The sequence below is a fragment of the Photobacterium aquae genome, from assembly GCF_001029445.1.
GTDB classification, from domain to species: domain Bacteria; phylum Pseudomonadota; class Gammaproteobacteria; order Enterobacterales; family Vibrionaceae; genus Photobacterium; species Photobacterium aquae.
In genome coordinates, this window is record NZ_LDOT01000014.1 from 40536 (window position 1) to 53666 (window position 13131).

Below are 13131 nucleotides of genomic sequence, written 5' to 3' on the forward strand. Positions count from 1 at the left end.
GGATAAGCATGGCTAGAAAGAACAAAAACAAGGCTAACCAAAAACCCAGAGCACGCCTGATCAATAAATTGACGTTGGTCGTATTGACTGCGACCTCACTATGGGCGCTATGGTTGGTCGCGCCTACCAAATCGATGCTTATTCAGCTTATCGCCCGCTCGTCGTCTCCTGAAGTATCGCTGGCCTTTTTACAACAACTCTATGCCAGTGATCCTCAAAACCGCGATATCGTGAAACAACTGGTCGCCAATTACCGTGCAATGGGGGATCTAGAACATGCCAGCGAGCTAATCGAGTCCATCCTCTATAACAGTGATGGCGAAAGGGACTGGGCGGCACTGAAAACCTACCTTAACTTGCTACTGGAGCAAAGCTACACTGATGACCCCATAAAAAAACAACAAGCAACCGAGCAAATCTTGGCCCTGCTGGCACAAATTGACTATATTCCTGATCCAGAGTTAGCGCGGATATACGCCAATACTGCCATTGCTTTTTCCCAGCCTCTAAAAGGTATGGATTTGCTTTCCCCCCATATTCATAGCGGGCAGACAAGCTATCAGGAACTCATCAACCTTGCACTGCAAAGTGAAGACTACACAGCTTCACTGAAATACCAATTGGACGCCTTCCGTGAATTCGACAATATCGAACAGGCCACCGCCCTATTCGACATGTTAATCGCAACAGCGCAACCTGAACTCAGCCGCAATATTATTCTGGCCTATCATGGTAAGTTGCACGATGATCCGTCTTTCCTGCAAGCCTCTATCGATCATTCGCGCCGAATCGGTAACTGGGATGTGACTTTAATTCAGTCTGAACGATTACTGGCTATTGCCCCCTCGATAGACCGTTACGCACGCGCTGCCCAAGATGCCATGTCTATTGGGAATATTTCTGCCGCCGCGCTGTTCCTGCAAAAAGCCATCGCCATAGAACCACGCACATCTGAATACGTGCTGCTTCACGATATCTACCGCTGGCAAGGAGATGTCGACAAAGCCCTAGCTATAAGCATCAAACTTCTCGCACGCCAACCAACAGAAAAACAAATTCGAGATGGTATAGATGAATCCAGAGCTTTGGGGGACATTTACCATGAAGGTATCTTTTATAATCAACTGGCTCTTAGCAACCTCATCCAACCCGCTGAATATAATGCATGGATGAACGCAATAGAAAAAGCCGAGGGTACTGACAAGGCCTTGGCATCAATAAAACGTCTGGCAAACATGCGCCCACGCGACTCGGCATTAATCAGCCATATTGCCCGCTTATATAGCTATCTCGACAATCACTCAGCCGTTGCACGCCAATGGCAAAAACTTCGCCCATTGCGCCGACCCACTCTCAATGAGGCCGAGCGTTTTGCCAACGCCTACATCATGCTCAACGAGCCCAAATTGGCGCTGAATACGCTAACCGCCCCCAATGACTGGATTGACGCCGATGAAGATTACCTTGAAGCCGTTTCATCCCTCGCTTGGGAAACCGGTAACCGACCACTTTCAGAGCAAAGCCAGAACCAACTTGCCACTTTGGCCAGCGATAATTTAGATACCTATCGGTATATCAACTTACTTTCACCGCTGGATGATAGCGGGGTCGAAAAGCTAACCAAGCTCTATCAAAAAACGGGGAATACTGAATTACTCCTTGCCGCTATGCGGGCAAGTACAAAACCCGAATACAAAGACCGACTAATATCGCTGCTACTTTTGGCCAAAGAGCACCCAGAGCTTGATGAGCACCTTGAAATACTGGGGTTCCGGGCCCAGTTGGCTTTGCTCGACAACAAGGATCCGCAAGCCGAAGCACTTTTCAATCAAATATTGAAAATTGACCCAAGCAATGCCTCTGCTGTCAGTAACCTGATTTGGCTGGCGCTTAAACACAATGACAAAGATTCACTCGCCCGCCTATACGACAGTTACAAAGCCCCATTGAGCGGGAACAGTGATTTATGGCTGGCCTTCGCCAGTGCAAGCCAACAATTAGGACGGGGCCACGAAGCGTCGACTTGGTATGAAAAAGTCTTGCAACAAGAAAGCAATGATCCGGCCATTATCTTGAACTACGCTTCCTTACTCGAACAGCAAGGCCAAGCTGAAAAAGCCTACCAACTACGACGCTATGTTTTGACCCAACAAGCAAAAACACTACTCACATTGCCCGGCGGTGACACCAGCTACCGCTCGCTCATCGCCTTGTTTGTTGATGACAAGACCGCTAAAGCCATGAGCACGAGTGCGACCTTAGCGGCCCCTTCCGACTCTCGCATTGCAGAATGGTTCGGTTACTTGCTCGCAGACAACCAGGCTGAACAGCTTCTATTCTGGCAGCAACAAACCGCACTTCGCCAATATCAATTGCCAGACTGGCAGCGGTTATCTTTGGCGTTGCAGCAGAAGGACAAACACAAAGTCGAAGCGATCCTATCCCAATCCCTCAACTTGCCCGAAGCCGACGAGAATGTAGCCCTGCAATTTACAGGTCGCCACCAAGAAGCCTGGCAGCAAGGGCAAGAACTGATCGGAACAATGGCAGACAAGACGGCAGAGAACCAACTTCGCAGGGTCCATGTCTTACAGCACCCCAACAAAACTCACAGCGTTCGAGCACAGCGCGCCGATATCACCCAGTGGGATATCACCCGCTATAGTCTAGATTACTACCGTCCACACTACGATGGTTACTGGCGGCTAGGTACCGACTGGCAACAAGCGGATACACCTGATCTTATCCGCGGTACAGATATTGACGATGAATATCGCCTGCGGGGCAAATACCACTATCAACTCAGCGAAGGATTTTGGAATATCGGCATTGATCTGGCTAACGGCGTCGGCGACCAACGGCTAGGATTCAATGCTGCTTACCAAACGGCTTTGGATGACTATTGGCAGGCTGGCATTGAATTCGGGCTAAACAACCACATAGAAGCCAGCCAGCTACTGGCTATTGCCGGACAAGATACCCGTTTGGGGTTCAACGCAACTTATCAGCCCACCGCCCGCGAAGCCCTGACGATGCAACTGAACTACCACTGGTTAAGCACACGGTTCGGCGATGATATCGGCCACGGCTTCGATATTAATATACGGGCAACAGAACGCCTCTTCTTCGCAGATCCGGAATGGCAGCTCTACGCCGATGCAACGCTGCAAAATATTACCCATGATGATGCCCCCCTATCGGGTTTCAACCAATGGCAGCAAGGACCACAACCATTAACAAGCCAAGACTTTATCGAAAGCAAATATCAACGCGTCGCTATCGGCCAGCGGGTATCGCACGGTGAACCAGGACAACCTGGCGCAACCGTTCCATCCCCTCGCTACTGGTTTGACAGCTCGCTAGGTTACAACATCATCAATTCTCGAGCCGACGTCACTCTCAGTGCCGGCTTAGGATGGCGGATCGTCGGCAACGATGAGCTATACATCACAACAGACTGGCAAAGCCAAGACCGTAACGGAGAAGAGTCACTCCGTTTTAGCGTTGGTTATTACTACAGTTTCTAACAAGGATAACGACCATGAAAAAGCCCTTCCTACTAATCAGTGCCATCACCCTTGCAGCCTGCAGTAGCTACCAGGTTCCCGATAGCCCAACCTTTTCGGCGGGTAAAACTTGGGCGGTCATGCCGATGGAGAACCATTCAAGCACACCGCTTGCGGCAGAAAAAGTAGAACAGATCCTCCGAGCCCAGCTCTATGCTAAGGGAATTAATGCCGTCAGATACCCCGCGATACCAGCCAATGACTTACAAACTATCCTCGATAGCGCCGCCAAGCAGAAAAAAGCCCAGGCTTGGCTTGCCAGCCAACCCATTGATTATGTGATCACCGGCTCAGTAGAAGAATGGCATTACAAAAGCGGTCTCGATGGTGAACCAGCTGTCGGTATTACCCTAGAGGTAAAATCGGCAAAAAGTGGCCAAACTTATTGGCAAGCATCAGGAAGTCGCGGAGGCTGGGGACGTGAGAGCGTCAGTGGAACCGGTCACATTGTCATTGAAGAGCTGCTTGATGGCCTCAATGTTACTCCGAATGCCGACTAACGACATCCCAGAGATTCAAATTGCGGTGATATATGAAACGATTGCTCAACGCCAAAACATTTACCGGCTTCAAAAGAGCCGGGTTAGCATGGCTAGAAACCGTCATTGTCGCGGTACTATCCATTTATATCTGGACTCAGTCTGATTCACTGGCTCACACTTCTACCGAGCACAATTTTTTCTGGCCGCTCTTCGGACCTCTACTGATTTCGCTCCGTTATGGTTTTGCTAAGGGCTTTACCTGTTCGCTGTTTACGACAGCCGGTCTCGCCACAGTCATGAATATTACTGGCTATATAGAATACTATCCCCTGTCCCTTGCCATTGGGACAATCATGGTGGCGATGATTGCCGGGGAATTTCAAGACTACTGGCACAATATCAACCGACGCCACCAGCTTGACCATCAATACATGAGCCAAAAGCTAGAGAGCTTTACCCAGAACTACCATCTGCTCAAAGTTTCACATGACCAGTTAGAACAGCGTACAGCAGGCCAAACCGTCAGCCTACGATCCAGTATTCATGCCTTGCATAAGCTAGCCTCGCAACACGCAGAACACCGAATTGAACACCTCGGCCAACCCTTTTTGAACCTATTGGCTGAAATTGGTGGTATTGAGGTTGCGGGTATCTACAAGATCACTGACGATAAAATAGACAGCATGGCCTATGCGGTTCTCGGGGATCGACATCAACTGGTGAAAGATGACCCCATGCTACAAGACATGCTCCATAGCAAACATTTGCTATCACCAGCCAAGCTAAAGGCCGATCAAATACACAAATCACGCTATCAGCTATGCATCCCTCTGCTTGATACTCACGGCACACTGCAAGCCGCAATTGTTGCCGAAAGCGCCAAATTTTTTATGCTGACTCCGGCCAATGTCGCTTTACTGTCGCTCGTTGCCAACCATGCTGCTGACTTACTGAGTAATCAAATTGTTACGCCAATTCTGCAACCCCACCAAAACGATTTGTTTATGAGTTACCTCAAGCGGGCCAGTTACAACAAACGCCATTACGGCGCAGACAGTTCAGTTGTGGTCTGTATTGACAGTGATGGTACCCACAAGCACGCGCTTGATAACGCTATCGGTTACCGTCGAGGTGCTGACGTCTACTGGTCATGTCGAACCCGCAATAATCAACCGGCACTGGCGGTATTGCTGCCACTGACATCGGTCTATGATGCCCAACTCTATATTAATCGCCTACAAGAACTGCTTAACGCGCAAATCGGCGATGAACAGCACGCCATCGATATTATCGGCCCGCTGTCCATGTCTCAGGACAAGGCCGAAATTCGCACGCTAATGGATGAGCTAGGAGCCTACGATGAAAGTTTGGTTGATACTTCAAACCCTGACGTTTGAAGCCATAAGCTTCTATTTCGTCTTTGAACAGCCAGAAACTCAAGGTATCTGGCTGGTATTTATTGCAAACCATGCCATTGCCTGCGGCAGTTTTACCGCGCTGTGCTGGCTCCTGCTGCCAAGAAAATACAAATCTCCTATTATAGGCTCTTTGAGCTTCTTGTTTTTCTTCAATTTATTTTTACCACTGATTGGAATGATCGGAACATCCTGCTCATTGCTCATCGCCCTTTACCTCCCTCGAGAACAATCCAATGTGACTTGGCAGGAATGCGAAAAATCACCTCTGCCACAACACCCCGGTGATGGTGTCGGTGAAAAATTCGGCGCAGGAGCACTAAGGGAAATCCTTCTGCACAACAGCGAACCTGACCGCAGATTGCTGGCCGTAGCTGCGGTGCGAAACCTCCCCCGTCAACATGCTGTGCCATTGTTACAACTGGCACTCAAAGATCTCACCGATGATGTACGGCTGCTGGCCTATGCTTCGCTCGAAGCTATAGAAACTCAGATCAACGAAACCATTGCACTGTTAAAAAAACAATTCGAGCACAAAGCAACTCAAGTCAAAGCCTATGAAATTGCTCAACAATATTGGGAGTTGTGCTATTTAGGCATTGCCGAAGGCATATTGAAAACCCACTATTTAAAACAAGCTGAATACTATTTGAATGAAGCCAATGACATTAAAGTCACGGCATCGGCAAATTTATTACTCGGCCGAGTGCTTTTATCCCAAGAGCGACCTGAAGATGCCGTTCCCGTCCTAAAGGTTGCAATGGATGGCGGCTTACTGTTGAAACAAGTCGCTCCCTATCTTGCCGAGGCGGCTTACCTTAGTGACGACTACACATTGGCACGCCACTACATCGATTACTTCCCAACCCAGAAAGGTGGACGACTCAGCCAAATCAAGGAGTATTGGAAATGACTTCCCTGTTGCCAGCTTTTTTGAAAAAAAGATTTAGCACAAACCCCATCCCCCCTCGGCAACATGAAAAAGAGGTCGATATCTGTTTGCTGCTTGAAGGGACCTATCCCTATGTTCGAGGCGGCGTATCGAGCTGGGTACATCAAATTATTAGTGGATTACCCGAATTTAATTTTCATATTATTTTCTTGGGCGGACACCCCGATTTTTACGATAAACCCGCTTACGATTTTCGGGAAAATATCGTCGGTTTCGAAATGCATTATATGTTGTCTGATCATGGTCACTTGAAACCATCCCCTCGTTCCGGCGATGAAGATCGGTTCGATGACTGGGGTGACTTTCTCTCCTATTTCCAACAAAATGAACATCCCATCCCCGGCGAGTTACTGCTGCGAGTTTCTGACTATTTGGGCAAGGAAAAGCAACTCTCTCTGGGAGACTTTCTATATAGCCGCGCCTCGTGGAAGGTTCTAATTGAACGCTATCGCGAAACAGCAAATAAACAGTCATTTGTTGATTATTTCTGGACCTACCGGAATATCTACCAACCTCTGTTCATACTGGCACAAATTTCACAAAACTTGCCGCCAGCCAAAGCCTTTCACAGTGTCTCCACCGGCTACGCTGGATTCTTGGGTGCCCTTTGCAAACAGAGGACGAAAAAACCCTTCTTGCTAACCGAACATGGTATCTATACCAAAGAACGAAAAATCGACCTCTCGCAGGCGACGTGGATCAAAGACAGCCATAACACTATTGATATCTCCATGCACAAAGGCATGGGGACAACACGCCAAACATGGATCCGATTTTTCGAGCAAATGGGCCTCTCCGCCTATCATCAGGCGGATGAGATTATTGCGTTGTTCGAGGGCAACCGACAGCGACAGCACACTGATGGCGCCCCTTCGGATCGCACTCAGGTTATCGTCAACGGCATAAACTGCCAGCGGTTTGAAAAGGCTTATGAGCTACGGCCTGAGATCCCGCCCATGGTTGTTGGTCTAGTGGGCCGTGTAGTGCCCATTAAAGACATCAAAACCTTTATTCGTACTATTCGAGGAGCAATTGAGAGCCTCCCAGAACTTGAAGGTTGGATCATCGGCCCTACCGAAGAAGACCCAAATTACGTTCATGAGTGCCAATTGCTGATCGAAAGCCTTGGCTTGCAAGAGAGTGTCAAAATGGTTGGCAGCAAGAATGTAGCCGAAATCATGCCAGAACTTGGGGTGATGATGCTCACATCAATCAGTGAAGCTCAACCTCTGGTTCTTTTGGAAGCCATGGCGGCAGGTATTCCATGTATTGCCACCGAAGTCGGCGCATGCCGGGAAATAATTGACGGGGCCGCAGGTGAAGATGCGGCTCTGGGCTCATGCGGCGAAATCATCCCCATTGCTAGCCCAACCGAAGGGAGCAAGGCTATCATCAAAGTACTGGGGGATGCAGAGGCCTGGAAAACGACCGGAGATATCGGCCGAGTGAGAGTCAATCGTTATTATGATGAGCCAATGATGTACGAGGCTTACCGTAAACTCTACAAGGAGGCAGTCCATGGCCGGGATCGGGTTTGAATTACGGAAAATACTGAAAAAAAACTCATTACTCTCGATGCTGGAAGCCTATGGTCTCGCTGGGCTTATCAGTTCTGGCCCTTGGGTTTTATCCATTCTCGCCTTGCTGGCTATCGGCCTGATCAGTATCGGGGTAGTCTTCCCAACCTATGTGATCGTCCAATTTTTGGTCATTATTACCTACATGATGGCTGGTTCTCTTATCCTCAGCGGTCTATTCCAGCTCTTGCTGACACGTTTCATTTCCGATCTGTTATTTGCCAAAGAGGATCACCGCATTGTACCCAACCTGCTGGGTTCGATGCTGGTGACCAGTAGTTTAGCCGCTCTTTTGGGGATCGCGGTCTTGTCATACTGCGATTCAATTGATCCCGAAGTGAAAATTGCCATTTTCGCCTCCTTTGTTCTGCTCTGTAACCAATGGCTAATCATCATCTTCCTCAGCGGTATGAAAGAATACTATCGAATATTCTTCACCATGATGCTCAGCTATGGGCTTATGGTCACCCTAAGTATCTTCCTTCCACCGTTTGGCCTTCTCGGCCTTATGCTGATTTTCACCTCGTGTCAGGCTTTGATGACTTTCGCCTTCCTTTTCCACATCATCCGAGATTTCCCAGCAGAGCGCCTAGTTAGTTTTGAGTTCCTTAACTTTAAAAAGACCTTCTTCTCACTCATTTTGTGTGGCGTTCTCTATAACTTGGGAGTCTGGCTGGACAAGTTTGTGTTCTGGTTTCGGGATGAAACATCACATCAGGTCGTTGATGTCTTTCGCGCCTCTTATATCTATGATTTGCCGATATTTATCGCCTACCTTGCCATTGTTCCCGGCATGGCGGTATTTATGCTCCGGATGGAAACCGATTTTGCAGATGCCTGCCTGAAATTCTACGATGCGGTGCGAGAAGGAGCGACGCTGGAATCTATTTTTCTGCTAAAGGACAAAATGGTGCTGGCCTGTCAGCAAAGTGTCTATGAAATTTTCAAAGTACAAGGATTGACTCTCGCCTTACTGATCCTCTGGGCCGAAGATATCCTTACTTTCTTGAATATCGATCTATCCTACTTACATTTGCTCTACGTGGATTTAGTGGGGGTTAGTCTGCAAGTTCTAGTCATGTCGATTCTGAATGTAATGTACTACTTGGACAAACGGTACTCTGCGCTGGCACTGACAGTTCTGATGGCAGCGGGCAACCTGATACTGGCTCATGTCAGCATTGACCTTGGCCCTGTGTTCTATGGCTATGGTTTTTCTATCACAATGCTTGTCACAACCATTGTCGGCCTCATAATGCTAGACAACCAATTTGACGACCTTGAATATCAAACTTTTATGCTGCAACGTTCTTAACAGATACCACCAATCAGCTCATCAAGGGATGATGTTCTGATTGGTGGCATCATAAACAGGTGTGTCGTTCAGATATATCTCTTAACCGTAATCTAGTGATACACCTTATTGTGTCTCGCTGTCTCCTGCGGAAGCATTGGGTTTAGCGGTAGTTTTAACGGTAGGCGTCGACATCACCGATGCCATTTTATCAACCAAGTCAATTGGCATCGGGAACACAATTGTCGTCGTTCTTTCATTGGAAATTTCGGTTAGCGTTTGCATATAACGCAGTTGTACCGCGTTAGGTGATTGGTTCAGAACTTCAGCAGCTTCTCGCAGCTTTGCCGACGCTTCCAACTCACCCGTAGCATGAATAACCTTGGCTCGTCGCGAACGCTCTGCTTCAGCCTGACGGGCCAGTGCCCTCACCATACTGTCATCCAGATCTACATGCTTGATTTCCACATTGGCAACTTTGATCCCCCAATTGTCGGTGTGCTGATCCAGTATGCCTTGCAAATCACGATTAAGCTCCTCTCGCTCGGACAACAGCTCATCCAATTCGTGTTGCCCCAATACAGAACGCAATGTTGTCTGAGCCAACTGGCTGGTGGCTTCAAGGTAATTCTCGACATTATTGATGGCCATTTTAGGATCAACAACCCGGAAATACACAACCGCATTGACTTTCACCGAGACATTATCCCGAGTGATCAAATCCTGTGTCGGTACATCCAGTACAATCGTACGCAAATCAACGCGCACCATTTGTTGGATCACCGGCACGATAATGATCAGCCCCGGCCCCTTTACTTCATAAAACCGTCCCAGCAAGAACACCACTGCACGCTCGTATTCGCGCAGCACTTTGAACATACTGACGACCAGCGCCACCACCAATACGATTATTGTTGCAAGAGAATACGTAATCATCGTGTTATTCCTTATTCTTACGTTTACCTGTCGTGTCGAGGACAACATCCAGACTCAGTCCATTGACTTGGGTTACCCGTACCAATTGCCCCTTATCCAGCGCTCCTTCACAATAGGCCTGCCAGACTTCCCCTTCCACCAGCACGCGTCCCATACCGGGAAAGCCACTGACAACCACCGCCTGCTGGCCCAATAACACCTCAACACCTGTTGTTACTGGCTTACGCCGCGTTCGGAGCAGCATCGTCAATATCACAAAGGTAAAGAGCGCTGATACCACCGTCAGGCCAATAATCAACGGCAGAGCTATCTGATAACCCGGGGTCTCGGTATCCATCAACATCACCGACCCCAAGGCAAAGGACACAATCCCACCAAGGCCGAAAATACCAAAACTTGGACTGAAGGCCTCGGCAATCATTAATGCAATACCCAGCAGCAGCAAGCCCAATCCTGCATAGCTGACCGGTAGCATTTGCAGCGAGTACATTGCCAGCAACAGACAAATCCCACCCAACACGCCGGGCAAACCAACCCCGGGGTTATAGAACTCCAGTAACAGCCCATAAATGCCGATCAACATCAATATATACGCGACATTGGGATTGGTGATCACAGATAGCAATTCAAAACGCCAGTCTTGCTCTCGCTCGATATAAGCCACATTTGCCAACTCAATCTTGCTCTCCAAGCCATTAATCACAACTGTTCGCCCATTGGCTTGCTTTACAAGGCTGTCGACATCCGGTGCCAGAAAATCAATAACGTTCTGTTCAAGGGCGCGTTCAGCATCAAGACTGGCCGCTTCCGATACCGCTTTTTCTGCCCACTCTTCATTACGGCCATGAAGTTTGGCCAAACCTCGAATATATGCTTTGGCATCGTTAATTACCTTCTTCTCCATCGCGGTATTTGCCTTCACCTCATCACTCTGCACTTCAGGCTCAGAGCCGGGGTTATCCGCTGACGATTCTGACTCTTTTTCTTTTTCACGCTTTTGGGGAGCAAACGGATTGGAACTGGAATCATCATCCCCACCACCTCCGGGAGACGTCAAAGAAACGGGCGTTGCCGCCCCAAGGTTTGTCCCCGGAGCCATTGATGCAACATGGCTGGCAAGCAAGATATAAGTCCCTGCACTTGCGGCTCTTGCTCCAGCAGGTCCGACCCAAGTAGCTACGGGAATTGGAGAGGTTGTAATCGCACGAATAATATCGCGCATCGATGTGTCTAGACCTCCCGGCGTATCTACCTGAAGGACGATGAATGCTGCCTTCTGTTCGTAAGCTCGCTCAATTTCACGCGAGACATAATCACTAGTTGCTGGACCTATCCCTCCTTCAATACCGATAATCCAAACATCATCAGCAAAAGAAAAAAAACTCATTAGCCATAAACACAGAGCGGAGCAAAAAGCGGAGACTCTCATATCACCCCCTAGCATGCACTCCTTGTTCATCACAATACATGTGCAACAAGGCTTTTATCATTAACATCCTAATTAATAATGATAGTTCATTAATCCTTTCCCTTATGTCTCTGTCTTGCATCCTCAACACCTTGGGCTGTAAATCTGTTAGCGACTCCCCATAAAGACGATACTCATAACAAAACTGATACTTAGCGATATGACAAACAAATGAACAATTAATGACGGTTATACTGAATAAATGGCTACATCGCCGAGCCTTGGACAGATAGATGGGGATGTGGAATGAAGAAAAACAATAAACCAAACTCTAAACGACAACTCTGGTTCATTGGAAGGATAGTTGCCTACCTAATGTTCAGCGTCATAATGGCATCCCAAAGCTTCGCTGAAACCGCGCCAACCAATAAGCCAATAGTCAAGGTCGGCAGCTATAATTGCCCACCATTCGTGATCGAGAGCGAAGAAAAAACCTACAGCGGGCTGAGCGTATTACTGTGGGAGAAAATTGCCCATGAGCTCGATGTGAGCTACGAAATCACCAATCATGGTTTGGGTGAACTTCTTGATGATGTCGCAAATGGCAAAATGCATATCGGGGTATCATGTATTTCCATTACCCCTGAACGAGAAGAACGGCTAGATTTTTCCCATTCATTTTACGAAACTCACCTAGCTATAGCCATAAAACAACAAAGCCATCTCGACACCCTAATCAGTATTTTCACCAATACCAAACTCCTGCTCGTGATCGGTATTGCTTTTCTGGCCGCATCTCTCGTTGGGGGGATTTACTATCTGCTGGAACATAAAATCAATGACAAGCTCTACTCTATGGAATCACGCAAAGCACGTTGGGTGGAGGGCTTCCTCCTCGGATTACTATTCATTACAAAAGGCCCGTTCAACTATTATGAATTTAGAACCCTAACCGGCAGAATATTAACCGTCCTTCTCGCTGTTTTTACGACCTTTTTTATTGCCAGTGTAACAGCCGTTTTGGCCAGCACTTTTACCTTGGGATTACTAAGCAGCGACATTAGGGGGCCTAACGATCTCGCCAACCTCAATGTGGGGGCCAAAGAAACCTCGACGTCTTCCACCTTCCTGACCAACCACAGCATAGTCCATCGGGCATATCCCGATATCGAAGATATGCTGGACGCTCTAGATCGGGATGAAGTCGATGCCATTGTTGCCGATGATGCCGTTCTCAAATACCTCATTAAGAAATCCAAGGAACAAGGCCACTACGAACAGCTCACTGTACTTCCCTATCAATTTGAAAAGCAAAACTACGGGTTAGTGCTCGAAAACAACAGCCCACACCGAGAAAAGCTTAACCGAGCCCTTCTCAAAATAAGGCAAAGCCCTGAGTGGCGCCAAGCCTTGCAGAACTATTTTGCCGAAAAATAACACTGATGCCCAACACCGACCGAATGATCACACTGAACTGTACATGAGATAGAAGATAACTCAC

General features: G+C 48.1%; 9 protein-coding genes. 7 read left to right on the forward strand and 2 right to left on the reverse strand.

What is annotated here, in order from left to right; translation table 11 throughout:
- The first annotated feature begins 8 nt into the window (after nucleotides 1-8).
- From ABT56_RS11710 to pelG, 6 genes are read left to right on the forward strand one after another with little or no spacing between them, the layout of a single operon-like run.
- Nucleotides 9-3527, forward strand: a complete 3519-nt coding sequence (locus tag ABT56_RS11710) for a tetratricopeptide repeat protein (RefSeq protein ID WP_047879065.1) — start codon at nucleotides 9-11, stop codon at nucleotides 3525-3527.
- Between the two features lie 14 nt (nucleotides 3528-3541).
- Nucleotides 3542-4066 (forward strand): hypothetical protein, encoded by a 525-nt coding sequence (locus ABT56_RS11715; protein WP_053062461.1) that lies wholly within the window; start codon nucleotides 3542-3544, stop codon nucleotides 4064-4066.
- A 32-nt stretch (nucleotides 4067-4098) separates the two neighbouring features.
- Entirely contained in the window at nucleotides 4099-5445 is a 1347-nt protein-coding gene (locus tag ABT56_RS11720; RefSeq protein ID WP_047879067.1) for a PelD GGDEF domain-containing protein, read from the forward strand.
- Nucleotides 5408-6376, forward strand: coding sequence for a HEAT repeat domain-containing protein (locus ABT56_RS11725; protein ID WP_053062462.1), 969 nt, complete (start codon nucleotides 5408-5410; stop codon nucleotides 6374-6376). The genes ABT56_RS11720 and ABT56_RS11725 overlap by 38 nt, the downstream gene beginning before the upstream one ends.
- A complete protein-coding gene (gene pelF, locus ABT56_RS11730) occupies nucleotides 6373-7953 on the forward strand; it encodes a GT4 family glycosyltransferase PelF (RefSeq protein ID WP_084722230.1) in 1581 nt (526 codons plus the stop codon). The genes ABT56_RS11725 and pelF overlap by 4 nt, the downstream gene beginning before the upstream one ends.
- Nucleotides 7934-9307, forward strand: coding sequence for an exopolysaccharide Pel transporter PelG (gene pelG / locus ABT56_RS11735; RefSeq protein WP_047879068.1), 1374 nt, complete (start codon nucleotides 7934-7936; stop codon nucleotides 9305-9307). The genes pelF and pelG overlap by 20 nt, the downstream gene beginning before the upstream one ends.
- Nucleotides 9308-9412: 105 nt before the next feature.
- Here pelG and ABT56_RS11740 read toward each other — a convergent pair whose 3' ends face one another.
- Nucleotides 9413-10222, reverse strand: coding sequence for a slipin family protein (locus ABT56_RS11740; RefSeq protein ID WP_047879069.1), 810 nt, complete (start codon nucleotides 10220-10222; stop codon nucleotides 9413-9415).
- A gap of 4 nt (nucleotides 10223-10226) precedes the next feature.
- On the reverse strand, nucleotides 10227-11651 hold the full coding sequence (locus ABT56_RS11745; RefSeq protein ID WP_047879158.1) for an NfeD family protein: 1425 nt from the start codon (nucleotides 11649-11651) through the stop codon (nucleotides 10227-10229).
- Nucleotides 11652-11936: 285 nt separating this feature from the next.
- On the opposite strand from ABT56_RS11745, the gene ABT56_RS11750 reads away from it, so the two are divergent.
- The gene (locus ABT56_RS11750; protein ID WP_205626076.1) at nucleotides 11937-13067 is read left to right on the forward strand and encodes a transporter substrate-binding domain-containing protein; all 1131 of its coding nucleotides are present in this window, start codon (nucleotides 11937-11939) and stop codon (nucleotides 13065-13067) included.
- Nucleotides 13068-13131: the final 64 nt, after the last annotated feature.

Bases quoted from the DNA above. Each gene is read 5' to 3' on its own strand.
- ABT56_RS11715 (WP_053062461.1), top strand. From the start codon at position 3,542: ATGAAAAAGCCCTTCCTACTAATCAGTGCCATCACCCTTGCAGCCTGC.
- ABT56_RS11725 (WP_053062462.1), top strand. From the start codon at position 5,408: ATGAAAGTTTGGTTGATACTTCAAACCCTGACGTTTGAAGCCATAAGC.
- ABT56_RS11740 (WP_047879069.1), bottom strand. From the start codon at position 10,222: ATGATTACGTATTCTCTTGCAACAATAATCGTATTGGTGGTGGCGCTG.
- pelF (WP_084722230.1), top strand. From the start codon at position 6,373: ATGACTTCCCTGTTGCCAGCTTTTTTGAAAAAAAGATTTAGCACAAAC.
- ABT56_RS11720 (WP_047879067.1), top strand. From the start codon at position 4,099: ATGAAACGATTGCTCAACGCCAAAACATTTACCGGCTTCAAAAGAGCC.
- ABT56_RS11745 (WP_047879158.1), bottom strand. From the start codon at position 11,651: ATGAGAGTCTCCGCTTTTTGCTCCGCTCTGTGTTTATGGCTAATGAGT.
- ABT56_RS11750 (WP_205626076.1), top strand. From the start codon at position 11,937: ATGAAGAAAAACAATAAACCAAACTCTAAACGACAACTCTGGTTCATT.
- ABT56_RS11710 (WP_047879065.1), top strand. From the start codon at position 9: ATGGCTAGAAAGAACAAAAACAAGGCTAACCAAAAACCCAGAGCACGC.
- pelG (WP_047879068.1), top strand. From the start codon at position 7,934: ATGGCCGGGATCGGGTTTGAATTACGGAAAATACTGAAAAAAAACTCA.